The organism is Achromobacter ruhlandii (assembly GCF_002082135.1).
Lineage (GTDB): Bacteria > Pseudomonadota > Gammaproteobacteria > Burkholderiales > Burkholderiaceae_B > Achromobacter > Achromobacter ruhlandii.
On record NZ_CP017433.1, the window covers coordinates 776,029 to 802,298 of the forward strand.

Consider the following 26,270-nt stretch of genomic DNA (forward strand, 5'->3'; position numbering starts at 1 on the left):
GGAGCAGCCGAAGGCTGCGACGAAGATGACGAAGGGGCAGTCCGGAGCGAAGGCTCCGGACCGCAATCGTAGCCCCGCCCTCCGCCCGGCCCGGCCACCATGCGTCAAAAGAACCACAGCCCTAGCCACCCGACCCATCCCCCCGGGTCAAGGTCACGAACCACCCGTTAGGGATTCCCCCCGCTTGCCCCACCCACACCTGGTTCCTAAAATTGGCGCCAATTTAGTCAACCATACCCGCCCGCAACACCCCCCCGGCACACCCCGCCCGGGAATCGAGGAAACCATGCAGTCCACCGCAGCACCCGCCCTGGCCCCCGACGCCGCCCGCGCCCGCGCCATCTACGACCTCGGCCACAGCACCGTCTTCGCCTCGCGCATCGACCCGCGCTTCTCGTACTGCATGTACGTCCCCCCGCACATCGACCAGGCCAAGCACCCGATGGAGCTGGTCGTCATCATGCACGGCACCGGCCGCGCCTTCGTCGAATACCGCGACGCCTTCGCCGAATTCGCCCGCTGGAACGACTGCATCGTGCTGTGCCCGCTGTTCCCCGTCAGCCCGCTCGGCGACGGCAACCGCGACGGCTTCAAGCAACTGCGCGAAGGCGACATCCGCTACGACCACATCCTGCAAGGCATGGTCGCCGAAGTCGGCGAGAAATTCGGCCGTGACTTCAGCCGCTTCGCCCTGTTCGGCTATTCCGGCGGCGGCCAGTTCGTCAACCGCTACGCCCTGCTGCATCCCGAAACCCTGTGGGCCGTCTCGATCGGCGCGCCCGGCTCGGTCACGCTGCTCGACCCCAGCCAGGACTGGTGGGTCGGCGTGCGCGACGCCGAAGCCCGCTTCGGCAAAGCCGTGGACCTCGAGGCCCTGCGCCAGGTCGCGGTGCACATGATCGTCGGCAAGGCCGACCTGGAAACCTGGGAAATCACCCACCGCGAAGGCGGCAAGTTCTTCATGCCCGGGGCCAACTCCGCCGGCGCCACGCGCCCCGAGCGCCTGGAATCGCTGCGCCGCTCGTTCGAGGCGGCTGGCGTCAAGGCCGTGCTGGACGTGGTCGACAACGTGCCGCACGACGGCCTGAAGTGCGTCGGCCAGGTGCAGGACTTCCTGGCTGCCGAACTGCGCAAGCTGCGCAATGAATAACGTCCACAACCCGATGGGCGGGCGCGCGAGCGCCTGCCTGCCGCGATAGGAGAGGGCCATGCTGCGTTTCGCGCTATCCCGTATCGTCATGGCCATTCCCACACTGCTGATCGTGGCGGTGGCGGTGTTCGTCATGATCCGCCTGATCCCGGGCGACCCCGCGCAATTGCTGCTGGGCGACCTGGCCACGCCGGCGGCGCTGGCCGACCTGCGCGCGCGGCTGGGCCTGGACCAGACCTGGCCCACCCAGTTCGGCATCTGGTTCGGCAACATGCTGCATGGCGACCTGGGTTCGTCCATCAACACCGGCCAGCCCGTGCTGCCGCTGGTGTGGGACCGTTTCCTGATCAGCGGCCGCGTGGTGCTGGTGGCCGTGCTGTTCGCCGCCCTGGTGGCCGTGCCCGCCGGCATGATCGCCGCCTGGAAGCAGAATAAGGCGCCCGACCTGATCCTGGTCGGCACCGCCACGCTGCTGGTGTCCATTCCCACCTTCTGGCTCGGCCTGCTGCTGCTGATCTTCTTCGGCCTGAAGCTGCAATGGCTGCCGGTGGTGGGCTACGTGTCCATCGGCGAAGACTGGAAGGCCGGCCTGCTGTACCTGGCCATGCCGATCCTGACGCTGTTCCTGCACGAGATCGGCGTGTTGATGCGCATGGCGCGCGCCAGCACCCTGGAAGTGCTGCGGCTGGACTACATCACCCACGCCCGCGCCAAGGGCCTGTCGGAATCCGCGGTGTTGATGCGCCACGCCTTCCGCAACGCCTTCGGCCCCACCTGGACCCTGATCGGCCTGGTGCTGGGTAACCTGCTCGGCGGCATCGCCGTGGTCGAAACCGTGTTCACCATTCCCGGCCTGGGCCGGCTGCTGGTGGATTCGATCTTCGCCCGCGACTACCCCGTGATCCAGGGCTGCCTGCTGTTCGTCGGCGTGATCTACGTGATCGTCAACCTGCTGATCGACCTCTGCTATCCCATCTTCGACCCGAGAGTGACCGCCGAATGAAAAAGCGAATTGCAGCTAACGCGCTGATAGGCGGCGTGATCGTGGCGGCGATGCTCGTCGCGGCCATCATGGGCGCCTTCTGGACGCCGCACGACCCGCTCAAGATCAACTTCGTGGCGCGGCTCAAGCCGCCCGGCGGCGACTTCCTGCTGGGCACCGACGAGTTCGGCCGCGATGAACTGTCGCGCCTGCTGGCCGGCGCGTCCAGCAGCGTCTGGATCAGCCTGCTGACGGTGGGCTTCGCCATCATCGCCGGCACCATTGTCGGCACCCTGACCGGCTTCGTGCGCGGCTGGACCGACCGCATCATCATGGCCTTCAACAACGCCCTGCTGGCCTTCCCCGGCCTGCTGCTGGCGCTGGGCCTGCTGGCGGTGGTCGGCGCCAACAAGTACGGCATCATCCTGGCGCTGGGCCTGGCCTATACGCCGTCGGTGACGCGCATCGTGCGCGGCACGGTGCTGTCGCTGCGCGAGAAGGAGTTCATCGAATCCTCGCGCGTGCTGGGCAACTCCGAGCTCTACACCATGGTGCGCCACGTGCTGCCCAACTGCGTCGCGCCGTTGACGGTGCTGGCGACCTCGATGTTCGGCTGGGTGATCCTGGCGGAAAGCGCGCTGTCGTTCCTGGGCCTGGGCGTGCCGCCGCCGGCGCCCACCTGGGGCAACATGCTGGCCGCCGCCCGGCCGTTCATGGCGCAGGCCTCCTATCTTTCCATTCTTCCGGGCCTGGCCATCGCGCTGGCGCTGCTCGGGATCAACCTGCTGGGCGACGCGGTGCGTGACCGTCTCGATCCCCGCATGAGGGGCGTGCAATGAGCGCACTGGTTACCGTATCGAATCTGTCCCTGACTGTGGGCCGCGGCGGTCGCGAGATCGTCAGCGGCGTGTCCTTCGAGGTGGCGCCGGGCGAAATGGTCGGCATCGTCGGCGAGTCCGGCAGCGGCAAGACCCAGGCGGCGCGCGCCATCATGGGCCTGACGCCGCCGCCGCTGGTGGTGGCCGGCGGCTCGATCCGCTTCGAGGGCGTGGAAGTCACCCCGGCCAGCCCGGCCGCGCTGCGCAAGCTGCGCGGCGCGCGCATCGGCATGGTGTTCCAGGAACCCATGACTTCGCTCAACCCGTCCATGCCCATCGGACGCCAACTGGACGAAGGGCTCAAGCTGCACCGCCGCGACCTGTCGACGGCGCAGCGCCGCGAACGCATCCTGGAGATGCTGCGCCGCGTCGGCATCCGCGACCCGAAGGCCGCCGTCGAAGCCTGGCCGCACGAGTTCTCGGGCGGCATGCGCCAGCGCATGATGCTGGCCTCGGTGATGCTACTGGAACCGGCGCTGCTGATCGCCGACGAGCCCACCACCGCGCTCGACGCGGTGGTGCAGCGCGACGTGCTGGAACTGATGGTCGACCTGACGCGCGAGCACAACACCGCCGTGCTGATGATCAGCCACGACCTGCCGATGGTGGCGCGCTACACCGAACGCATGGTGGTGATGCAGCATGGCAAGGTGCTGGAAACCGGCACCACCGCCGGCATTCTCGAGCGCCCGCGGCATCCCTACACCCGCAAGCTGCTGGACGCCATGCCGCGCCGCCTGCCGGCGCGTCCGCCGATCCAGGAAGCGCCGATCGTCGAGGTCAGGAACCTGGTGGTGGACTACGCCGGCCACCAGCGTCTGTTCTCGCGCACCGGCGCCAAGCGCGCGCTCAATGGCATCGACCTGCACGTCAAGCCGCGCGAAGTGGTGGCGGTGGTGGGCGGCTCGGGGTCGGGCAAGACCACGCTGGGCCGCGCCATCGCCGGCCTGCTGGCGCCGACCTCCGGGCAGATCCTGTTCCGCGACCAGCCGGTCAGCCGCCGTTCGCCGGCCTGGCGCGACTACCGCCTGAACTGCCAGATGGTGTTCCAGGACCCGTATTCGTCGCTCGACCCGCGCATGACCATCGGCGAGCTGGTGGGCGAGGGCCTGCGCATGCTGGTCGACATGCCGGCCGCCGACAAGCGCCGTCGCGTCGACGAAGTGCTGGCCGAAGTCGGCCTGGGCTCGGAATACGCCAAGCGCTTTCCGCACGAACTGTCCGGCGGCCAGCGCCAGCGCGTGGCCATCGCCCGCGCGGTGGTGCGGCGGCCGTCCTTCGTCATTGCCGACGAGCCGGTGTCGGCGCTGGACGTGACGGTGCGGGCGCAGGTGCTGGACCTGTTCGCCGACCTGCAGGAACGCCACGGCTTCTCGTGCCTCTTCATCAGCCACGACCTGGGCGTGGTGGAGCAGGTGGCCGACCGGGTGGTGGTGATGCGCGACGGCGGCATCGTGGAGCAGGGGACGCGCGACACGGTGTTCGACCAGCCACGCGAGGAATACACCCGCAGCCTGCTGTCGGCGATTCCCGCGCTGGAATCGACCGAAACCGGCGGCGTGCGCCTGCGCTGGCGGCTGGACCAGCCGGAGCCGTCGCGGGCCACCGCTTGAGGGGACGGGTCCACGCCGGGCGGGAGTTCCGTTGCGGCGCGGACTTATGCATAAAATACGCGGTTTGGATTTGATTCACGGGAGTGGTCCATGCCGAAAGCGGCGGCGACACAGCCGGGCCTGGTTGACCGTATTGCCCTGGATATTCAGTCGGGGGTATACGGCCCCGGCGCGTGGCTGAAACAGATCGATCTGCAGGAACGCTACGGCGCCAAGCGCCTGGACGTGCGGCGGGCGCTCGATCAATTGACCGCCAAGCGGCTGATCGCGCACATCCCGAACCGGGGCTATCACGTTTATACGATGGACCCCGATCAGCACCTGCAGATCCGCGACATCCGCGTGCTGCTGGAAACCGGCGCGGCCGCCGACCTGATGCCCAACGTCACGGCGGCCAAGGTGCGCGCCCTGCGCGCGCTGGCCGAGCGGTTTTCCAAGCTGCTGCAGGACGGCACCCTGCTGGAGCAGTACGAGGTCAACCTGGCGTTCCACGCCGGGATGTACGACATGTGCTCCAACCGCGAATTGGCGGCGCTGATCCAGGAAACCCGGGCGCGCGGCCCGGCGGCCCCCGCCAAGGAATGGGTGACGCGTTCGCGCATCGAGATCTCGGCGCGCGAGCACTTCGACATGGTCGAGGCGCTGGAAGCGCGCGACGTCAAGCGCCTGCAGAAGATCATCGCCCAGCACGTCGGTCAGGACATTTCCTGACTCGCCCCGCCTGATCGTCGCCCCCCAACGCGGCGGCCTTCCTGAAAAGGAGGCCGCCGCGTTCATTTCGGGGCCGCTTTCAGGGATACCCCGGATACCGCCCCAGCCGCAAGTCTTCATAATGGGCAGCTATTTTTGGCGCCAATATAGTTATGAATCCGGCGCCGCATGCCCCCGGGGGATTTCCACAATGCACCACCTTCCTGTTTCCCGAGCGCTCGCGCTCAGCCTGGCCCTGGCCGCCGCGGGCGCGGCCCAGGCCGCCACCCTGACCATCGCCCAGCCGGCCGACATTCGCTCGACCAATCCCGGCGTCAACCGCGACAACACCACCGACGGCGTGGTGCTGAACATGGTCGAGGGCCTGGTTGGTTACCGGGAGAACGGCACGGTGGCGCCGCTGCTGGCCAAGTCGGTCGACCTGTCCGAAGACGGCCTGACTTATACCTTCAAGCTGCGCGACGGCGTCAAGTTCCACAACGGCGCCACGCTGACATCGGCCGACGTGCTCTGGAGCTGGCAGCGCTACATGGATCCGAAGACGGACTGGCGCTGCCGCAGCGACTTCGACGGCCGCAACGGCCTGAAGGTCACGGACGTGACCGCGCCGGACGCGCAGACGGTCGTCATCAAGATCGACCGCAAGTCGGCGGTGTTTCTCGATTCGCTGGCGCGCACCGACTGCGGCATGACGGCGATCCTGAGCAAGGATTCGGTCAACGCCGATGGCTCCTGGAAGCAGCCGGTCGGCACCGGCCCGTACCAGTTCAAGGAGTGGAAGCGCGGCGAGTACGTGTTGTTGACGGCGTTCAAGGACTACGTGTCGCCCGGCGCGGGCGACAAGCCGGACGGCTACGTCGGCGCCAAGCGTCCGCTGGCCGACGAGGTCCGCTTCCTGGTGGTGCCGGACCCGTCGACCGCCAAGGCCGGCCTGGTGTCGGGCGCGATCGACGCGAGTCAGATCACCATCACCGACGTGGCCGAGCTGAAGAACAATGCGGCGGTGTCGGTGATGAGCCCGCACGACGCCACCAAGCACACGCTGCTGTTCCAGACGCAGGATCCGGTGCTCAAGAACGTCAAGCTGCGCCAGGCGATCGCGGCGGCGCTGGATATTCCGCAGGTGGTGGCGGCGGCTTCCGAGGGCCTGGGGCAGTTGAACAACTCCGCGGTGTACGCGGGGTCGGCCTACTACCAGGAGGCCGAGAAGCGCACCTACAAGTACGATCCGGCGCGCGCGCAGCAGTTGCTCAAGGAAGCGGGCTACAAGGGCGAGCCGATCGTGATCTACGCCAACAAGCGCGCGCATGTGCCGAGCTATCAGGTGGCGGTGATCGCGCAGGCGATGATGCAGGCGGTGGGCATCAATGCCAAGATCGAGGTGCTGGAGTGGGCCACGCAGCTGGACCGCTACAACACGGGCAAGTACCAGATCAGTTCGTTCACGTTCTCGTCGCGGATCGATCCGGCGCTGAGTTTCGAGCAGTTCGCGGGCGACAAGAGCAAGCAGCCGCGCAAGGTCTGGGATGATCCCGAGGCGCAGAAGCTGATCGACGAGAGCTTCCTGGAGTCGGATCCGGCGAAGCGGCAGAAGCTGTTTGACCAGCTGCATGCGTTGATGCTGGAGCAGACGCCTTTGTTGGTGCTTTATAACGGGGCGGATGCTTGGGCGACCAACAAGCGGGTGCAGGGGTTTTCGGTTTGGGAGGGGAAGCCGCGGGCTTGGGAGACTAAGATCGTTGGCAAGTAAGTCGCTTTTTTCGGGCGGTCTCTTTTTGGGCCGTCCGGGGCGGCGTTGGCCTGGCGTGCGCGGGGCTACGATTGCGGTCCGGAGCGTTCGCTCCGGACTTCCCCGTTGTCATCTTCGTCACAGCCTGCGGCTGTTCCTACAGATTCCCTCGGGCGCATCTACACGCCCCGCGCACGCCAGGCCAACGCCGCCCCGGACTCGACCGTTGAAGCTTGACGGTTGCCGGGGCGGTTTTTTTGCTTGGGTGCCTGGCTGCAACGGAGGGACGGGGGAGGGGCTTGCGGGGCCGCTCAAAGGCGGCCGCGCGGGCGGCCTTTTTGAGCTTACGTGGTGTCTTGCGGTTGGGGTTGGCGCTGCGCGTGGGCTGCGGCTGCCGCTGTTTATTTGCAATGCAAAGAGGCCGCTTTCCCGGCCTCTTTGCTTGGCGTTGCGCGGGTTACTTCGCGACGCGTTCCACTTCCCAGGCGCGCGGCTTCTTCACGGCCCAGGGGGTGTAGCCCTTGATATCGCTGCGGAAGGCGCCGATGTCCAGGCCGTTGTAGAGCGGGATGCTGGGGACGTCGGCCAGGAACAGCTTGTGCAGCTGGTCGAAGGAGGCCTGGCGCTTGGCGTGGTCGGTGTCGACCGAGGCGGCGTCCAGGAGTTTCTGGGCGTCGGGGTTGTCCCAGACCTTGCGCGGCTGCTTGGCCTTGTCGCCGGTCACCATTTCGTAGTTCAGCGCCGCGTCCAGGCGGGCGGAGTACGGGAAGGTCATCATCTGGTAGGTGCCGGCGTTGTAGCGGTCGAGCTGGGTGGCCCATTCGGACACGGACAGCTTGGCGTTGATGCCGACGGCCTGCAGCATGGCCTGGATGATGACGGCGGAGTTGTACGACTGCGGATAGCGCTTGGTCGTGATCAGCTCCAGTTCCTGGCCCTTGTAGCCGGCTTCCTTGAGCAGCTTCTGGGCCAGCGCCGGGTCGTATTTCCAGCCTTCCTTCTGGGTGGCGTCGTGGTACGGCGAGACCAGCGGGACGATGGAGTTGTTGGGCTTGGCCAGGCCTTCGGTGACGGCGGCGGCCAACTGGTCGTAGTCGATGGCGTGGGCCAGGGCCTGGCGGATCTTGGGATTGGACAGCAGCGGGTCCCTGGTCTGCAGCAGCAGCGCGGTCATGCTCATGACGGGCGCGTAGGCGACCTTGACGTTGGGGGTGCCTTGCAACACCGGCACGTCGTTGTTGGAGACGTCCTCGATGATGTCGATGTTGCCGCGTTGCAGGGCGGCCTTGGCGGTGGAGTCGTCGGGCACGATGACGAAGCGCACTTCATCGACCAGGGGGCGCTTGGAGCCGGTGTAGCCGTCGCGCTTGCCGTCGCGGTTGGCGTAGTCGGCGAACCTGGTCAGGCGCACGTATTCGCCGCGCTTCCATTCGGCGAAGGCGAAGGGGCCGGTGCCGATGGGTTTGTCCCAGCTGCCGTCGGCCTTGACCGAGGCCTTCTGCAGGATGCCCGTGCCGCCACAGTCGGCGCGCGCCAGCGAGGCCAGGAACAGGCTGCTGGGTTTTTCCAGGTGGTAGACCACGGTCTGGGCGTCGGGCGCCTCGACGCCGGTGACCTTGACGGTGCCGCGGCCATCGAATTCGCTGGCGCAGCGCCAGCCGGCGTTGGCGGCGGTGTAGTGCTGCCAGGTCCAGAGCACGTCGGCCGAGGTCAGCGGCGCGCCGTTGTGGAACTTGACGCCCTGGCGCAGCTTGAAGGTGTAGGTCTTGCCGTCGGGGCTGATGTCGATGGACTCGGCCAGCAGCGGGCGGACCTCGGCATCCTCGCCGTAGGCCACCAGGCCCTCGACGACGTGCAGGACCACCGCGTCGCTGTTGCTGTCGCGGTTCACGCCGGGTTCGGTCGAGCGGATGTCGGCGGTGAACGAGATGCGCAGCGGCGCGGGCGCCTGGGCCCAGGCTGATCCGCTCAGCGCGCCCAGCGCCAGGGCAATCGCGGTGTTCAGGAGTTTGATTGTCATCGATGCGTTTCCAGGGAGGGCGCGGGCGGCCGGGCATCCGGCCGCCGCCAACGGTTCAGGGGACCCGCAGGGATCAGGCCGCGGCCAGCAGTTCGGGCTCGGCGTCCAGGCTGTAGCGGGTAAACGTGCGGTTCAGCGCCGGCAGCGGCGCCACTTCCATCAGGCCGGCGGCCGGCTCCATGACGACCATGGCGACGGTGGCCGACAGGTTGTCGTGGCTGCCCGGGCGCGGCGGGCGGCAGACCGAGTAGGGCGTGCCGAAGTCGTCGAACAGCGCGCGCTTGAGGTCTTCGCGCGTCAGCTTGTCCTTCTCGTTCAGCAGGCGGCGCACGCGCCAGTCGCGGTAGGCGCTTTCCGGGGTGCTGGCGCGGCCGGTGTCGCGCAGCTTGCCCAGGGCGACTTCGCTGACCCAGTGGTTGGCGTGCACGATCAGGTCGTCGGCGCCCGGGTAGATCGGGAAGGCTTCATCGGTGGTGCATTCGTAATCGACGCCGAAGCCCGCGGCCATGCCGATCATGATGTTGTTCGAGCACGACTTCTGGGTGGTGCTGACGGCCTTGATGGCCAGCGCGAAGTGTTCCTGCTCCAGCACCTTGCGGCGGATCAGCGACAGCGGCACGCCCAACTGGCGGAAGTCGCGGTCCGATTCCAGGTAGTTGGCGGTGATCGACACGCCGGCGCTGTTCAGGCCGCTGCGGGCCAGTCCGCCGGCCTCGACGAAGGTCAGGATGTCCGGGCCGTTGTCGTTGCGCACGCGCAGCACGATGGCGGTCTCGGCGCATTCGGCGCGCCAGTCCCAGTTCTGGCCGTGGATCAGGCGGCCGTTGGCCGAGCGGGTCGGCAGGATCAGGGCGCCGGTGCAACCGTCGCCCGGTTCGAGTTCGGCGGCCTTCTTCTTTTCGGCGCGGGCCTTGGCGATGACTTCGGTGCGGGCGTTGACCATCACGATGTCTTCGAAGGGCACGTTGGCGCCGGCGGCGATGCCGCGCATTTCCTCGAGATAGTGCGGTGCGAAGTTCTCGATCTCACGGGCGAAGCTTTCGATCAGGCGGGTGCGCGCCATGGCGTCGTAACCCAGATCGACCAGCGTCTGGCCGTACATGGCGGCGCTCTTGCGCACGCGGTCGGCGGCCTGCTGGCCATAGGCGCGGCCACGGGCCTCGGGAGTACCGGAGACCGATACGAACGGGAATTGGGTGATCTGGGTCATGGACGGATAGCGGCGCGCGGCGCCGTGAGGTCGGGGGAGAGGAGGGAATGTTGCAAAAATATTAGCTTATTTTGGCGCCAATATTACCGAGGGTTTGCCCGGAGATGGGCCGCAGACGCGGACCTGGCTCGCGGCGGCTGCCCGGCACGGACACCGTCCGCGTCTGGTGGGACACTAGGGGGCTTCGGGGGCACCTTGGGCGCGCTGCCGGTGACCTTCCCGGCGATCGGGCTCAACAAGACCGGGTAAGGACGGGCACGGCGCTGTTGCGGGGGAGAGCGGCGCATCGAGCCCGTGGTGCTCGCTTCCCGCATCAAGGAACAGGCCCCCGCGCCGTAGGCGTCGGGGGCCTGTGGACGCCGTGCGGGCAGCGCGGCGTAGCGGTCACTGCTGCTGCTGCTGCTGCTGCTGCTGCTGCTGCTGCTGCTGCTGCTGCTGCTGCTGCTGCTGAGGTTGAGCCGCTTGCGGCCTGGCCGCCGCACCTTCGTTGGCCCGTTGCCCCGGCGCCTGCGACGCGCGCACCGGCGAACCCATCGCCTGGAACAGCGCCGCCGTCTCGGTCAGGCGGGCATTGGCGTATTCCACTTCCCGCACCCGCGCCGCGACGTAATGCTGTTCGCTGGCGTACGCGGTGTAGGGCGCCAGCGCGCCCAGGCGCACGCGGTTGGCGGTGTTGCGGTGCGACTGCTCCGCAGCCCGGCGCGAGGCCTCGGCCGAGGCCAGCGCCTGCCCGTCCGCCTCCAGTTGCGCCAGGGTGTCGGCCACGTCGCGGAAGGCGGTCAGCACGGTCTGCTTGTATTGCAGCACCGCCGCCTCATAGCGCTCCTTGGCGGCGCTGCGTTCCGCCAGCAGCGCGCCGCCGTGGAAGATCGGCTGCGTCAGCGACGCGCCCACCGCCCAGATCGAGCCCGCGCCCGACAGCGCCGTTGGCCAACTGAAGCCGCCTTTGCCCATCGACGCCGACAGCGACAGACTCGGGAACAACTGCGCCGTGGCCACGCCGACGTCGGCCGCCGCCGCGCGCAGCACGGCCTCGGCGACGTGGATGTCGGGCCGCGCCGCCAGCAGTTCGGACGGCACCAGCACCGGCACCTCCTCGGGCACCGCGATCATGGCGAAGGCCAGGTCCGGCGGGGCCTGATCCGGGCTGCGGCCCATCAGCACCGCCAGCGCGTGGCGCGTGGCCTGCCATTGCGCGCGCAGGCCCGGCAGCGAGGCTTCCAGCGTGGCGGCGTCCTGGTCGGCCTGCAGCGCGTCGTTCTGCGAGGCCGAGCCCAGTTCGTAGCGGCGCTGGGTGTCGCGCGCCACCTGGCGCGCCAGCACCACCTGCTTTTCGGTCAACGCCACCCGCTCGGCCAGCGACGCCGAGGTGATGGCGCCGGTGACGATGTTGCCGGCCAGGGAACGGCGCGCCGATTCGAGCTGATAGGCCTGCTGTTCCACCTGGGCCGCGCGCGACACGTTCTCGAAGCGCGCCGCGCCGAACAGGTCGAGGTCGTACTTGGCCTGGACCTGGCCGGTGAAGACGTTGTAGAGCGCCGTGGGTTGCGGCAGGTTCGGCATGGTCAGCGCGCGCTTGCGCGAAACGTCGGCGCCGGCATCCACCGATGGCAGCAGCGACGAATTGACCTGTCCGCGCAACTGTTCGCGCGCGCCGGCCAGATTGCGCTCGGCCGCGGCCAGGTCCGGGCTGTTGGCCAGGCCTTCTTCCACCATGGCGTTGAGCGCGTCCGAGCCAAAGCGCTTCCACCATTCGGGCACCGGACGGCCGTCGCGCGCATAACGCTGCGCCACGCCCTGCGCCGGCGCGCCGGCGGCGGGCAGCGCTTCGACGCCGTATTGCGCCGGATGCGCCATCGCCGGCGGCTTGCTATCGGGGGCGAAGGCGCAGGCGCCCAGCGCCAGCAACAGCGGCAGGGTGGCCAGGCGCCAGGCCGGGGTCGGGAGACGGAGGGACATCGTCAGGCTCCTCGTTCTACGTTGTCGCCGGCGTGGGCGCCGGGCGGCACGCCTTCGGGCTCTTCGCGCTCGTCGTGGCGCACGCGGAACCAGGCCGCGTACAGCGCGGGCAAAAAGAACAGCGTCAGCACCGTGGCGCTGGTGATGCCGCCCATCAAGGCCGTGGCCATGGGGCCGAAGAAGTTGCTGCGCAGCAGCGGGATCAGCGCCAGCACCGCGGCCGCGGCCGTCAACGTGATGGGGCGGAAGCGCCGCACCGTGGCGCCGACGATGGCGTCCACGCGCTTGTGCCCGGCGCTGATGTCCTGCTCGATCTGGTCGACCAGGATTACCGAGTTGCGCATGATGATGCCGAACATCGCGATCACGCCCAGCATGGCGACAAAGCCGAACGGCTTGCCGAACAGCAGCAGCGCGGCCACCACGCCGATCAGGCCGAGCGGCGCGGTCAGCACCACCATCAGCACGCGGGCGAAGCTCTGCAGCTGCACCATCAGCAGCGTCAGCACCGCCACGATCATGATGGGCATCTGCGCGTTGATGGACGACTGGCCCTTGGCGCTTTCCTCGACCGGGCCGCCGACCTCGATGCGGTAGCCCACCGGCAGTTCGGCGCGCAGCGCGTCCAGCTTCTTGTCGATGGCGTGGGTCACGTCAATGCCCTGCGCGCCGGCCTTGACGTCGGCCTGCACGGTGATGGTGGGCTGGCGGTCGCGTTCCCAGATCACGCCGTATTCCAGGCCGTAGCGCACCTGGCCCAGGCTGCCCAGCGGCACCGGGCCGTTGGGCGTGGGCATGGCCAGCGTGGCCAGGCGGCCCGGATCGACGCGCTCGCTGTCGGGGGCGCGCAGGCTGACGTTGATCAGCTTGTCGCGCTCGCGGTACTGCGTCACGGTGTAGCCGGACAGCGTCATCGCCAGGAAGCTGGAGATGTCGTTGGAGCTTACGCCGACCTCGCGGGCCTTCTGCTGGTCGATGTCAAAGCGCACCGAGCGTTCGGACGGCTCGTCCCAGTCGAACTGCACGTTGACCGAGCGGCTGTCGGCGCGCACTTCGGCGGCCACCTTCTCGGCCACCTGGCGCACCTCGGGGATCTTGTCGCCGCTGACGCGGAACTGCACCTGGAAGCCCACCGGTGGGCCATTTTCCAGCCGCGAAAGGCGGCTGCGGATCGCCGGGAACTGCTCGCGCAGCACCGGCTCCAGCCAGTGCGCCAGCTTCTCGCGGTCTTCCACCGAGTTGGCGGTGATGACGATCTGCGCGAAGTTGGGCGTGGCCAGCTGCTGGTCCAGCGGCAGGTAGAAGCGCGGCGCGCCGGTGCCGACGAAGCTCACCGAATGGGCGATCTCGGGCCGGCCGTCCAGCACTTTTTCAAGCCGCTCGACCTGGCGCAGCGTAGCCGCGAACGAGGCGCCTTCCTGCAGCCGCACGTCCACCAGCAGCTCGGTGCGGTCCGAGCTGGGGAAGAATTGCTGCGGCACCAGGCCGAAGCCGGCCATCGACAGGATGAACACCAGCACCGTTGCCAGCAGCACGCGCCAGCGGCGGTCCACGCACCATGCCACCCAGCCGCGCAGGCGCTGGTAGAAGCGGGTGTTGTAGATGTCGTGCTCGTGGTCATCCGGCAGATGCGCCTCGCGCTTGCGCTCGGGCAGCATGCGATAACCCAGCAGCGGGATCAGCACCACCGCGGCGAACCACGAGGTGATCAGCGCGATCGCCGACACCTGGAAGATCGAGCGGGTGTATTCGCCGGTGCTGGACTTGGCCAGCGCGATCGGCAGGAAGCCGGCCACCGTCACCAGCGTGCCGGTCAGCATCGGGAAGGCGGTGCTGGTGTAGGCGAAGGCGGCGGCGCGCGCGCGGCTCCAGCCCTGTTCCAGCTTCACCGCCATCATCTCGACCGCGATGATGGCATCGTCCACCAGCAGGCCCAGCGCCAGCACCAGCGTGCCCAGCGAGACCTTGTGCAGGCCGATGCCGAACATGTCCATGAACAGCGCGGTCACCGCCAGCACCACCGGAATCGAGATCACCACCACCATGCCGGTGCGCAGCCCCAGCGACACCAGGCTCACGATCAGCACGATGGCCACGGCCTCGGCCACCGAGCGCAGGAATTCGTCCACCGAGAACGACACCGCCTTGGGCATGCTCGACACCTCGGTCAGCGTCAGGCCGGCGGGCAGGCGCGCCTTGAGCTCGCCGAACTTGGCCTCCAGGGCCTTGCCCAGGTGCACCACGTCCTGGCCCGGCTGCATGGTGATGCCGATGCCCAGCAGCGGCTGGCCGCGCGTGCGCATCTGCTCGGCCGGGGGATCGTCGTAGCCGCGATGGATGGTGGCGATGTCGCCCAGCCGGATCGACTTGCCGTTGACGCGGATCAGTGTCTCGGCCAGCGCCCGGGTGTCCTGGAACTGGCCGCTCGGACGCACGAAGATACGGTCGTCGGCGGTGGTCAGGGTGCCGGCGCTGGCCACCGCGTTCTGGCTGTTGATGGCCTCGGCGATCTGCTGCGGCGACACGCCCAGGCGCGTCAGCTGCGTGTTGCTGATCTCGATGTAGACGTGCTCGGGCTGCTCGCCGAAGTAGTCGACCTTGGCCACGCCCGGCACGCGCAGCAGCACCGTGCGCAGATTGTCGGCGTAGTCGCGCAGCTGCGCCGGCGAGAAGCCGTCGCCGGCCAGGGTATAGATGTTGGTGTAGACGTCGCCGAACTCGTCGTTGAAGAACGGCCCCTGCACGCCTTGCGGCAGGGTGGCGCCGATGTCGCCGACCTTCTTGCGCACCTGGTACCACTCGTTGGCCACCTCGCTGGCCGGGGCCGAGTCCTTCATGGTGAAGAAGATCAGCGATTCGCCCGGGCGCGAGTAGCTGCGCAGGAAGTCCGTGGATGGCGTTTCCTGCAGCTTCTTGGCGATGCGGTCGGTGACCTGTTCCTGCACCTGCTGCGAGGTGGCGCCGGGCCACAGGGTCTTGATGACCATCACGCGGAAGGTGAAGGGCGGGTCTTCCGACTGCGCCAGGCGCGAATACGACAACACGCCGAACAGCGTCACCAGTGTGATCAGGAAGATCACCAGCGGCTGGTGCCGCAGGGCCCAGGCCGACAGGTTGAACTTGCCTTCCTCGTGACGGTGCGCGGCGTTCTGATTCTCGGGAACCGGCGCGCTCATGATGCGAAGTCCTCGGGGTGCAGCGGCGGCACCGCGCGGACCTTTTCGCCGGCCGACACGGCGTGCACGCCTTGCCACACCACGCGCTCGCCGGCCTGCACGCCCTGCGACAGGGTGACGCTGCGCGCGTCATAGCGCAGCACCTGCACGCGGCGCAGCTCCAGCGTGTCTTCCTGCGGCTTGACGATCCAGACGGCGGGCTCGGTGCCGTCATGGAACAGCGCCGTCGCCGGCACCGTGTAGGTGGTGGCGCCGTTGGCCTGGCGGTTGTCGAAGCTGATGTTGGCGGTCATGCCCAGCCGCACCTCGGGCGAGGGCGATTCCAGCGTCAGCTTGGCGCGGTAGGTGCGGCTCTGCGGATCGGCGGCCGGCGCGATCTCGCGCAGCACGGCGCTGAAGGTCTTGCCGGTCAGCGGCGCCAGGGTGACGGTGGCGCGCTGGCCGATGGCCAGTCCCGCCAGCACGCTTTCAGGCACGTCGCAGAGCGCGTCGACGTCGCCCGACCAGGCCAGGTTGTAGACCGCCTGGCCGGCCGCCACGTTCTGGCCGGTGTCGGCCTGTTCGGCGGTGATGACGCCGGCATGGTCGGCCACGAGGGTGGTGTAGTTGAGCTGGTCGGCCGACAGCGCGGCTTGTTGCGCCGCCTGGTCGCGTTGCGCCAGCGCCGAGGCGTAGGCGTTGCGCGTCTGTTCGAGCTGGTTGGCGGCGATCAGGTTTTCGCGGGCCTGGGCGCGGTCGCGGTCCAGTTGCTGCTTGGCGTAGTCCAACTGGTGCTGGGCGGCCGACAGCTGGGCGCGGGCGGCGGCGGCGTTCTTGGTGGCGTCGGCGGGATCGAGCCGGGCGACCACCTGGCCGGGCTTGACCGTGTCGCCCAGGCGCACCTTGCGTTCGATGATCTTTCCGCCCACGCGGAACGACAGCGGCGTGCTGTAGCGCGCCTGCACCTCACCCGGCAGGGTCCAGGCCGGCAGCGCGGCGTCGGCCTTGGCAGGCATGGCCACCACCGGGCGCGGCGGCGGCGCCTCGGCTTCCTTGCTGCCGCAGCCGGCCAGCGCCAGCGTCAGCGCCAGGGCGAGCGCCGGCCAGCGGCGGCGCGGGGAAAGGCGGGAAGACGCCGCGGCGGCGGCGGGATTGCGCGCGGCGACGGGCGCGCAAGAACCTGAAGAATTCACGAAACACCTCGCGACGCGGGCAGGAGGAGGGGGCGGGACGCGAGGCGGCAGGCCGTTCCAGGCCGGCGGTCACCCTGGCAATCCGATACGGGATGGATTCTAATGCGGCTATGTATTCAAATACAAGTATGAATCTGAAATCGTTCCAGATGATAGAATCGGCGCATGTCAAAAGTCCGCCTTACCCGAGAGCAAAGCCGTGACCAGACGCGCCAGCGTCTGCTCGATGCCGCGCAATCGATCTTCCTGACCAAGGGTTTCGTGGCGGCCAGCGTCGAGGACATCGCCGAGCTGGCAGGCTATACCCGCGGCGCTTTCTATTCCAATTTCGCCAGCAAGTCCGAACTGTTCCTGCAGCTGCTCAAGCGCGACCACGAAAACGTCATGGGCGACATGCGCGCCATCTTCGAGGCCGGCGAAACCCGCCAGCAGATGGAAGACAGCGTGCTGCACTACTACAGCAACCATTTCCGCGACAACGAATGCTTCCTGCTGTGGATGGAAGCCAAGCTGCAGGCCGCCCGCGACCCCGAGTTCCGGGTCGGGTTCATTGCCTGCATGGGCGAGCTGCGCGACGCCACCACCGAATACATCCGCCAGTTTTCCGAGCGCGTCGGCACGCCACTGCCGCTGCCGGCGCGTGAACTGGCCATCGGCCTCTTGGCGCTGTCCGACGGCATGCAGTTCAGCTTCGCCTTCGACCCGCAGAACGTCAGCGCCGAGACCACCGAATCGGTGCTGGCGGGCTTTTTCCGCCGGGTGGTGTTCGGCGAACGCGACCCCGGCTAGGGCCGCCCGGCCCGACGACGACCCGCGCGGCCGGTCCGGGACCGAATGCCGGGCGCCGCGCGCTCAGGGCCATGCGGGCATTGTCACCGCCAGCGGCGGCATGATAGTAATAACGGCGGCGCGCCGGCTGGACTGAGGGGGCCAGCGCCGTTGCCTTCGGCATCCCTCGGGCGAAAGGAGCGGCAGCATGTCTTCAGAAACCCGACCATCCACCATCAATCGCCCGGTCTTCTACACGGCGGCGCTGTTCACGCTGCTGCTGGTGGGCTTCGCCATCGCGACGCCCAGGACCGCGCAGAACCTGTTCGAATCGATCCAGGCCTGGATCCTGGGCAACGCCAGCTGGTTCTACATCCTGGTGGTCGCCATCATCCTGCTGTCGGTGGCGTTCCTGGCCATCAGCCGCTATGGCGACATCAAGCTGGGGCCCGACCACAGCGAGCCCGACTACCGCAACTTCACCTGGTTCGCGATGCTGTTCTCGGCGGGCATGGGCATCGGCCTGATGTTCTTCGGCGTGGCCGAGCCGGTCATGCACTTCATGTCGCCGCCGGTGGGCGAGGGCGCCACCGCGGCGGCGGCGCGCGAGTCCATGAAGATCACTTTCTTCCACTGGGGCCTGCACGCCTGGGCCATCTACGCGGTGGTGGCGCTGACGCTGGCTTTCTTCAGCTTCCGCCACGGCCTGCCGCTGACCCTGCGTTCGGCCCTGTACCCGCTGATCGGCAACCGCATCCACGGCCCCATCGGCCACGCGGTCGACGTGTTCGCCATCATCGGCACGGTGCTGGGCGTGGCCACCTCGCTGGGGCTGGGCGTGGCGCAGATGAATAGCGGCCTGAACCATCTGTTCGGCATTCCCGTGGGCGTGATGCCGCAGATCATCCTGATCGTCATCACCTGCGGGCTGGCCACGCTGTCGGTGGCCAGCGGCCTGGACAAGGGTATCCGCATCCTGTCCGAAGCCAACATGGTGCTGGCGGTGATCCTGCTGCTGTTCGTGCTGGTGGCCGGCCCCACCGTGTTCCTGCTGCAGACCTTCGTGCAGAACACCGGCGCCTACTTGTCGGATATCGTCAACAAGACCTTCAACCTGTATGCGTATGAGCCGACCGACTGGATCGGCGGCTGGACCCTGTTCTACTGGGGCTGGTGGATCGCCTGGTCGCCGTTCGTGGGCCTGTTCATCGCCCGCATCTCGCGTGGCCGCACCATCCGCGAATTCGTCAGCGGCGTGCTGCTGGTGCCGGCCGGGTTCACGCTGTTCTGGATGACCGTATTCGGCGACACCGCCATCCACTTCATCCTGGTCGACGGCATCAAGGGCTTCGCCGACACCGTCAAGGACGACAACTCCCTGGCCCTGTTCGCGTTCTTCGAGCTGTTGCCCTGGAGCGGTGTGATATCGATCTTCGCCATTGCCATGGTGGCGGTGTTCTTCGTTACCTCGGCGGATTCGGGCGCGCTGGTGGTGGACCTGCTGGCCTCGGGCGGCGCCGACCGCACGCCGGTGTGGCAGCGCATCTTCTGGTCGCTGTCGATGGGCGCGGTGGCCATCGCGCTGCTGCTGGCCGACGGCCTGACGGCGCTGCAGACGGCCACCATCGCCAGCGCGCTGCCGTTCTCGGTCATCCTGCTGCTGTCGCTGTGGGGGTTGTTCAAGGCCCTCAAGCTCGACGCCACCAAGCGCGGCATCCGCTACCAGTCGCTGACGCTGTCGCGCCCGGCGCGCGGCGGCCAGTCGTGGGAACGGCGGCTGCGCAACATGGTCATGATGCCGCGCCGCGCCCATGTGTTGCGCTTTATCACGGACGTGGTGACCCCGGCCCTGGAAGACGTGGCCGATGAACTGCGCAAGCAGGGCTACGCGGTGGCGGTCAAGGAAGGCGACGGCGAGGGCGGCGTGGTGCTGGAGGTGAACCATGGCGAACACCTGGACTTCTTCTATTCGGTGCAGCCGCAGGCCTTCGTGCGGCCCAGCCTGACGCCCGAGGAGGCCGCCGACGAAGAGGAACGCAAGTACTTCCGCGCCGAGGTCCACCTGCGCGAGGGCGGACAGGACTACGACATCATGGGCTGGAGCCGCGACGCCGTCATCGGCGACATCCTCGACCAGTACGAGCGTCACCGCCACTACCTGCACATGGTGCGCACGTAGACATAGCGCCCGCCTGTCACGTGGCGCCGATCCCTGGCGCTGGCAGTGCGCGATACCCCGCGCCCCAGGCGTCAACCCGTTTTCCGCAAACCGCCGGCTTTCGCCGGCGGTTTTTTCTTGCCCGTTTGCGTCGATAGATTTCCTCAATCCTCAACATTACTTTAGGTTTTTTGACTTCGTCTGATTTTTCTAGGATTATCCAAGCCATTCCTTTGATAAATAGCGAGAGAATCATGAAGGCGAAATCGGGTGCATGGGTCGCCGGGGTGCTGGCCCTGGCGGTGGTGGCGGGGGGCGGGCTGTACTGGAAATTCGGCGGCGCGCAGCACAAGGGCGGCTGGGCCATGGCGCCGGCCAAGGTGGCCGTGGCGCCCGTGTTGCAGGCCGACTTCCCGGCGGCGCTGTCGGGCATCGGCTCGATCGAGGCGACGAGGCAGGTGCTGGTGCCGGCCGAAGTCGATGGCAGGGTGGCGCAGATCCTGTTCACGCCCGGCGAGCGGGTACGCGCGGGGCAACTGCTGGTGCAACTGAACGACGCGCCCGAGCAGGGCGAACTGGCGCGCCTGCAGGCCCAGGCCAGGAACGCCCGGGCGTTGCTGGAGCGCACCCGCCGCCTGGTGCCGCTGCAGGCCGCGACCCGCGAACAACTGGACCAGGCCCAGGCCGACTACGACCAGGCCGCCGGCGAAATCAAGCGCATCCAGGCGCTGATCGAACAGAAGCGCGTCAAGGCGCCGTTCGACGGCGTGCTCGGCGTGCGCCGCGTCAATCTGGGCCAGTTCGCCCGCGCCGGCGATCCGCTGGTGTCGCTGACCGACGCGGCCAGCGTTTACGCCAACATCACCCTGCCCGAACAGGCGCTGGGCGCGCTGCGCGCCGGCCAGCCGGTGACCGTGACGGTCGACGCCCACGCCGGACGGGTCTTCGAAGGCGCCGTCACCACCATCGAGCCGCAGGTCGACCCGGGCTCGCGCACCGTGCGCGTGCAGGCCACGCTGGCCAATGCCGACGGCGCGCTGGCGGCGGGCATGTTCGCCCACGGCCAGGTGGTGCTGCCGCCGCGGCCCGGCGTGCTGACCGTGCCGGAAACCGCTGTCAGCTACAGCGCCTACGGCGACTCGGTCTATGTGGTGACGCCGCCCAAGGCCGGCGACGCATCGGCGCCGCCGACCGTGACCCAGGCCTACGTGCAGACCGCCGAGCGCGCCAGCGGCCGGGTGGTGGTGACCAAGGGCCTCAAGCCCGGCGACCGCGTGGTGACCTCGGGCCAACTGCGCCTGCACAACGGCGCGCCGGTCGAGATCAGCGCCCAGGACACCGTGGCGCTGGACGCCGCGCCGCACTCCGTGGCGCAAGCCCGCTGAACCCACGGAGCCGATCATGAAGTTCACCGATCTGTTCGTGCGCCGGCCGGTGCTGGCGCTGGTGGTCAGCACACTGCTGCTGTTGATGGGGCTGCGTGCCCTGAGCGGCCTGCCGATCCGCCAGTACCCGCTGACCGAAAGCACCACCATCACCATCACCACGCAGTACCCGGGCGCCTCGCCCGACCTGATGCAGGGCTTCGTCACCCAGCCCATCGCGCAATCCGTCGCCACCGTCGAGGGCATCGACTACCTGTCGTCGTCCTCCACCCAGGGCCGCAGCGTGATCACGGTGCGCATGAAGCTCAACGCCGATTCCAACAAGGCCATGACCGAGGTCATGGCCAAGGTCAACGAAGTCAAATACCGCCTGCCGCAGGACGCCTACGACCCCGTGCTGGTCAAGTCCGCCGGCGAGGCGACGGCCGTGGCCTACGTGGGGTTCTCCAGCTCGACCATGTCGCTGCCGGCGCTGACCGACTACCTGTCGCGCGTGGTGCAGCCGCAGCTGTCGTCGATCGACGGCGTGGCCAGCGTGGAACTGTACGGCGGCCAGAAGCTGGCGATGCGCGTCTGGCTCGACCCCGACCGGCTGGCGGCGCGCGGCATCTCGGCCGGCGAGCTGGCCGAGGCCCTGCGCCAGAACAACGTGCAGGCCGCGCCCGGCCAGGCCAAGGGCCTGTATGTGGTGTCCAACATCAAGGTCAACACCGACCTGGTCAACGTGGCCGAGTTCCGCGACATGGTCATCAAGCGCGAGGGCGACGCCATCGTGCGCCTGGGCGACGTGGCGACCGTGGAGTTGGGTGCGGCCTCGACCGACTCCAGCGGCCTGATGGACGGCGAGCCGGCTGTGTACTTCGGCCTGAACGCCACGCCGGTCGGCAACCCGCTGGTGATCGTCAAGCGCCTGAACGAACTGCTGCCCAACATCAAGCAGAACCTGCCGCCCGGCACCAGCGTGCAGGTGCCGTTCGAGCTGGCGCGCTTCATCAGGGCCTCGATCGACGGCGTGGTGCACACGCTGATGGAAGCCATCGTCATCGTGGTGGCGGTGATCTTCCTGTGCCTGGGCTCGCTGCGCGCGGTGCTGATCCCGGTGGTCACCATCCCGCTGTCGATGCTCGGGGGCGCCGCCATCATGGCGCTGTTCGGCTTCAGCGTGAACCTGCTGACGCTGCTGGCCATGGTGCTGGCCATCGGCTTGGTGGTGGACGACGCCATCGTGGTGGTCGAGAACGTGCACCGCCACATCGAGGAAGGCAAGTCGCCGGTGCGCGCGGCGCTGATCGGCGCGCGCGAAGTGGCCGGCCCGGTCATCGCCATGACCATCACGCTGGCGGCGGTGTACGCGCCGATCGGCCTGATGGGCGGCCTGACCGGGTCGCTGTTCAAGGAATTCGCCTTCACGCTGGCGGGGGCGGTGGTGGTGTCGGGCGTGATCGCGCTGACGCTGTCGCCGGTGATGAGTTCGTTCCTGCTCAACAGCCACGTCTCCGAGGGCTGGATGGCGCGCCGCGCCGAACACTTCTTCAATCGCCTGGGCCAGGCCTACGGCCGGCTGCTGGATGTGTCGCTGCATCACCGCTGGGTCACCGGCCTGCTGGCGGTGGCGGTGATGGCCAGCCTGCCGTTCCTGTACAACGCCGCCCAGCGCGAACTGGCGCCGGTCGAGGACCAGTCCACCGTGCTCACCGCGATCAAGTCGCCGCAGCAGGCCAACATCGACTACGTCGAGAAGTTCGGCAAGAAGTGGGACGACGTGATGGCGACGCTGCCCGAACAGAAAGGCCGCTGGCTGATCAACGGTTCGGACGGCGTCTCCAACAGCATCGGCGGCGTCAATTTCGTCGACTGGCACGAGCGCAAGCGCTCGGCCGACCAGATCCAGGCCGACATGCAGTCGATGGTCAACCAGATCGAGGGCAGCAACATCTTCGCCTTCCAGTTGCCGCCGCTGCCGGGCTCGACCGGCGGCCTGCCGGTGCAGATGGTCATCATGAGCGCGGCCGACTATCCGGTGGTGTATGAGGCCATGGAAAACCTGAAGCAGGCGGCGCGCGCCAGCGGCCTCTTCATGGTGGTCGACAGCGACCTGGACTACAACAACCCGGTGGTGCAACTGAAGGTGGACCGCGCCAAGGCCAACAGCCTGGGCGTCACCATGAAGGCGGTGGGCGACACGCTGGCGGTGCTGGTGGGCGAGAACTACGTCAACCGCTTCGGCATGGACGGCCGCTCGTACGACGTGATCCCGCAGAGCCTGCGCCAGCAGCGCATCTCGCCCGAATCGCTGGCGCGGTACTACGTCAAGAGCGCCAGCGGCGCGCAGGTGCCGCTGTCGAACTTCGTGTCGGTGTCGATGGGCGTCGAGCCCAACAAGCTGACCCAGTTCAACCAGCTCAACGCCGCCACCTTCCAGGCCATCCCGATGCCGGGCGTGACCATGGGCGACGCGGTGCAGTTCCTGACGCGCCAGGCGCAGCAGCTGCCGGCCGGCTTCAGCTACGACTGGCAATCGGACGCGCGCCAGTTCAGCCAGGAGGGCTCGGCGCTGATGATCACCTTCATCTTCGCCATCATCGTCATCTACCTGGTGCTGGCGGCGCAGTATGAAAGCCTGCGCGACCCGTTCATCATCCTGGTGAGCGTGCCGCTGTCGATCTGCGGCGCGCTGATCCCGCTCGCGCTGGGCATGGCGACCATCAACATCTACACGCAGATCGGGCTGGTGACGCTGATCGGGCTAATCAGCAAGCACGGCATCCTGATGGTGGAATTCGCCAACGAGATGCAGGTCAGCCACGGCCTGGACCGGCGCAGCGCCATGGAGCACGCCGCCCGCATCCGCCTGCGCCCGATCCTGATGACCACCGCGGCCATGGTGGTGGGCCTGATTCCGCTGCTATTCGCCAGCGGCGCCGGCGCCCACAGCCGCTACAGCCTGGGGTTGGTGATCGTGGTCGGCATGCTGGTCGGCACGCTGTTCACGCTGTTCGTGCTGCCCACCGTTTACACCGTGCTGGCGCGCGACCACCGCGCCGCCAACGACACGCCGCGCGCTCGCGAACTGGCGCAGGCCCAGGCCGAGGACACGTTGCCGGTCGCGACCTCGCGGCCCGCCGCCACGCATTGAGGAACCATCATGAAACATCCTGACCTCTCCAAACGCCTGCGCCGCGGCGCCACGGCGCTGCTGGCCGCGCTGGCCACCGCCGGCTGCGCGGTGGGCCCCGACTATCAGAAACCCCAGGCCGCGCCGGTGGCGCTGGCCAGTCCCGAGCAGGCGCTGTTCTCCACCGACCGGCTGCAGCAGGACTGGTGGAAGCAGCTGCAGGACCCGCAGCTGGACCGGCTGATCACGCTGGCGCTGCAACGTAACCACGACATCCGCATCGCCCAGGCCCGCCTGGCCGAGTCGCGCGCGGTGCTGGACGAGAAGGAACTCGACCAGTTCCCCACCGTGACGCTGGGCGGGCGCTTCGAGCGCAGCCTGTCCCAGGCCAACCCCGGCATCGCAGGCGAGCGCAACCTCGCCAAGAGCTACCGCGCCGGCTTTGACGCCGCCTGGGAGATCGACCTGTTCGGCCGCCTGCGGCGCGCGGCCGAGGGCGCGGCGGCGCGCAGCGAGGCCCAGGCCGCCGACCTGGCGCAGGCCCGCATCGTGGTGGTGGCCGAGGTGGCGCGCAACTACTTCGAGCTGCGCGGCGCCGAACAACGCCTGGCGGTGGCGCGCGCCAACCTGGACAGCCAGCGCGACAGCCTGCGCGTGATCCAGGCCATGGTGTCGGCGGGCCGGGGCGACGAGGGCGATCTTGCCAGCGCCCGCGCCGACCTGGAAACCGTGCAGGCCAGCGTACCGCTGCAGGAAACCGCGCGGCGCCTGGCGCTGTACCGCCTGGCGGTGCTGGCCGGCCTGCGGCCGGTGGAGCTGGGCGAGCTGGACGCGGCCACGCCGCGGCCGCCGCTGGCGGCGCGCCTGCCGATCGGCGACGTCGGCGCCTTGCTGTCGCGCCGTCCCGACATCCGGGCGGCCGAGCGCAACATGGCGGCGGCCAATGCCGACGTGGGCGTGGCCACCGCCGAGCTGTACCCGCGCATCGACCTGGGCGGCTTCCTCGGCTTCGTGGCCCTGCGCGGCGCCGATTTCGGCAGCGCTTCCAGCCGCGCCTTCAGCGTGGCGCCCGGCGTCAACTGGCCGGCCTTCCACCTGCCCACCGCGCTGGCGCGCAAGCGCGCCGCCCAGGCGCGTTCGCAGGGCGAGGTGGCGCGCTACGAGCAGACCGTGCTGCGGGCGGTGGAGGAACTGGAGGGCGCGCTGACGCAGTACGGCCAGACCCAGCAGCGGCTCGGCAACCTGGCGCAGGCGGCCGCCCACAGCGCCCGGGCGGCGGAACTGGCGCGCCTGCGCTACCGCGAAGGCGGCACGCCGTACCTGACGGTGCTGGACGCGCAGCGCACGCAGCTGCGGGCGCAGGACGCGGTGGCGCAGGCCGAAACGGCCTCCTACACCAGCCTGGTCGCGCTCTACAAGGCGCTGGGCGGCGGCTGGGAGGCGCCGTCGGAAACGGAGACCCCGCGAGCGCAGTCGCCCGCGCCCGCGCCGGCCGGCTGACTGACGGGCCCGGTTCGTGGCACCATAAGGGCTTGGCGCCTTTCCGACCTTCCATGTCCGACGACACCCTGTCCCATCCCATTTCCTGGCAACCGCACCAGCCGGCGGACCGCGTGCTCATGACGCTCAAGACGCGCGGGCCGCAGTCGGTGGCGGTCATCGCCAAGGCGCTTGACGTCACGGCCGAGGCGGTGCGCCAGCAGATGGCGCGGCTGCACGCGGACGGCCTGGTGGATTCGGAAAGCCGCAGCGCGGGGCGCGGCCGGCCCACGCAGATCTGGTTCCTGACCGATGCCGGCCAGCGCCGCTTCCCCGACACGCACGCCGACATGACGGTGCAGATGATCAACGCCGTGCGCCAGGTGTTCGGCGAGGACGGCGTTGACAAGCTGATTGCCGTGCGCGAGGCCGCCATGCTGGCGACCTACCAGCAGGCGCTGGAAGGCGCCCGCGATCTGCCGCGGCGGCTCGAATGCCTGGCGCGGGTGCGCTCGGCCGAGGGCTACATGGCCGAGATGCGCCGCGACGGCGACGACTTCCTGTTCATCGAGAACCACTGTCCCATCTGTGCGGCGGCCCAGGCCTGCATGGGCTTTTGCCGCAGCGAGCTGGAACTGTTCCGGCAGGTGCTGGGCGAAGGCGTGCGGGTCGAGCGCGAAGAACACATCCTGCTGGGCGCGCGCCGCTGCGCCTACCGCGTCAGCGCGCGCGCCTGATCTTTCCCGCCGACGCACCCCGCGGCGT

17 protein-coding genes are annotated in these 26,270 nt (G+C 68.5%); 12 read left to right on the plus strand and 5 right to left on the minus strand.

All coding sequences use genetic code 11. The features are described from left to right. Positions 1 to 286: 286 nt before the first annotated feature. The 6 genes from AruCF_RS03585 (at position 287) to AruCF_RS03610 (ending at position 7,084) form a co-directional block, all read left to right on the plus strand. Positions 287 to 1,150, plus strand: a complete 864-nt coding sequence (locus tag AruCF_RS03585; RefSeq protein WP_049071979.1) for an alpha/beta hydrolase family protein — start codon at positions 287 to 289, stop codon at positions 1,148 to 1,150. A 58-nt stretch (positions 1,151 to 1,208) separates the two neighbouring features. Next, positions 1,209 to 2,153, plus strand: a complete 945-nt coding sequence (locus AruCF_RS03590) for an ABC transporter permease (protein WP_006393367.1) — start codon at positions 1,209 to 1,211, stop codon at positions 2,151 to 2,153. Beyond that, positions 2,150 to 2,971, plus strand: a complete 822-nt coding sequence (locus AruCF_RS03595) for an ABC transporter permease (RefSeq protein WP_049071983.1) — start codon at positions 2,150 to 2,152, stop codon at positions 2,969 to 2,971. Before AruCF_RS03590 ends, AruCF_RS03595 begins: the two co-directional genes overlap by 4 nt. Continuing rightward, positions 2,968 to 4,623: an ABC transporter ATP-binding protein gene (locus AruCF_RS03600; RefSeq protein ID WP_049071987.1), complete on the plus strand. Its 1,656-nt coding sequence runs from the start codon at positions 2,968 to 2,970 to the stop codon at positions 4,621 to 4,623. The genes AruCF_RS03595 and AruCF_RS03600 overlap by 4 nt, the downstream gene beginning before the upstream one ends. A gap of 90 nt (positions 4,624 to 4,713) precedes the next feature. Next, positions 4,714 to 5,334 (plus strand): GntR family transcriptional regulator, encoded by a 621-nt coding sequence (locus AruCF_RS03605; protein ID WP_049071990.1) that lies wholly within the window; start codon positions 4,714 to 4,716, stop codon positions 5,332 to 5,334. Positions 5,335 to 5,524: 190 nt separating this feature from the next. Further along, the gene (locus AruCF_RS03610) at positions 5,525 to 7,084 is read left to right on the plus strand and encodes an ABC transporter substrate-binding protein (protein WP_049071993.1); all 1,560 of its coding nucleotides are present in this window, start codon (positions 5,525 to 5,527) and stop codon (positions 7,082 to 7,084) included. A gap of 436 nt (positions 7,085 to 7,520) precedes the next feature. On the opposite strand, the gene AruCF_RS03615 is transcribed toward AruCF_RS03610, so the two are convergent. The 5 genes from AruCF_RS03615 to AruCF_RS03635 form a co-directional block, all read right to left on the minus strand. Then, positions 7,521 to 9,083 carry an ABC transporter substrate-binding protein gene (locus AruCF_RS03615; protein ID WP_049071996.1) on the minus strand — a complete coding sequence of 521 codons (1,563 nt, stop codon included), beginning with the start codon at positions 9,081 to 9,083 and terminating at the stop codon, positions 7,521 to 7,523. A gap of 73 nt (positions 9,084 to 9,156) precedes the next feature. After that, the gene (locus tag AruCF_RS03620) at positions 9,157 to 10,293 is read right to left on the minus strand and encodes a C45 family autoproteolytic acyltransferase/hydrolase (protein ID WP_006393373.1); all 1,137 of its coding nucleotides are present in this window, start codon (positions 10,291 to 10,293) and stop codon (positions 9,157 to 9,159) included. Between the two features lie 384 nt (positions 10,294 to 10,677). Beyond that, positions 10,678 to 12,252, minus strand: coding sequence for an efflux transporter outer membrane subunit (locus AruCF_RS03625; protein ID WP_083036551.1), 1,575 nt, complete (start codon positions 12,250 to 12,252; stop codon positions 10,678 to 10,680). Between the two features lie 2 nt (positions 12,253 to 12,254). Continuing rightward, on the minus strand, positions 12,255 to 15,428 hold the full coding sequence (locus AruCF_RS03630) for an efflux RND transporter permease subunit (RefSeq protein WP_049072000.1): 3,174 nt from the start codon (positions 15,426 to 15,428) through the stop codon (positions 12,255 to 12,257). Beyond that, entirely contained in the window at positions 15,425 to 16,600 is a 1,176-nt protein-coding gene (locus AruCF_RS03635) for an efflux RND transporter periplasmic adaptor subunit (RefSeq protein ID WP_080977336.1), read from the minus strand. Before AruCF_RS03635 ends, AruCF_RS03630 begins: the two co-directional genes overlap by 4 nt. Positions 16,601 to 16,765: 165 nt before the next feature. Here AruCF_RS03635 and AruCF_RS03640 point away from each other — a divergent pair, with 165 nt between their 5' ends. From AruCF_RS03640 to AruCF_RS03665, 6 genes are all read left to right on the plus strand, one after another. Next, the gene (locus AruCF_RS03640; protein WP_049072001.1) at positions 16,766 to 17,389 is read left to right on the plus strand and encodes a TetR/AcrR family transcriptional regulator; all 624 of its coding nucleotides are present in this window, start codon (positions 16,766 to 16,768) and stop codon (positions 17,387 to 17,389) included. 187 nt (positions 17,390 to 17,576) lie between these two features. Next, a complete protein-coding gene (locus AruCF_RS03645) occupies positions 17,577 to 19,547 on the plus strand; it encodes a BCCT family transporter (protein WP_049072003.1) in 1,971 nt (656 codons plus the stop codon). Positions 19,548 to 19,780: 233 nt separating this feature from the next. Continuing rightward, positions 19,781 to 20,911 carry an efflux RND transporter periplasmic adaptor subunit gene (locus AruCF_RS03650; protein ID WP_049072004.1) on the plus strand — a complete coding sequence of 377 codons (1,131 nt, stop codon included), beginning with the start codon at positions 19,781 to 19,783 and terminating at the stop codon, positions 20,909 to 20,911. Positions 20,912 to 20,927: 16 nt separating this feature from the next. Further along, the gene (locus tag AruCF_RS03655) at positions 20,928 to 24,047 is read left to right on the plus strand and encodes a MexW/MexI family multidrug efflux RND transporter permease subunit (RefSeq protein ID WP_049072007.1); all 3,120 of its coding nucleotides are present in this window, start codon (positions 20,928 to 20,930) and stop codon (positions 24,045 to 24,047) included. Between the two features lie 9 nt (positions 24,048 to 24,056). Then, positions 24,057 to 25,526, plus strand: a complete 1,470-nt coding sequence (locus AruCF_RS03660) for an efflux transporter outer membrane subunit (RefSeq protein WP_049072010.1) — start codon at positions 24,057 to 24,059, stop codon at positions 25,524 to 25,526. A gap of 53 nt (positions 25,527 to 25,579) precedes the next feature. After that, on the plus strand, positions 25,580 to 26,242 hold the full coding sequence (locus tag AruCF_RS03665) for a helix-turn-helix transcriptional regulator (protein WP_049072012.1): 663 nt from the start codon (positions 25,580 to 25,582) through the stop codon (positions 26,240 to 26,242). The last annotated feature ends 28 nt before the right edge of the window (positions 26,243 to 26,270 follow it).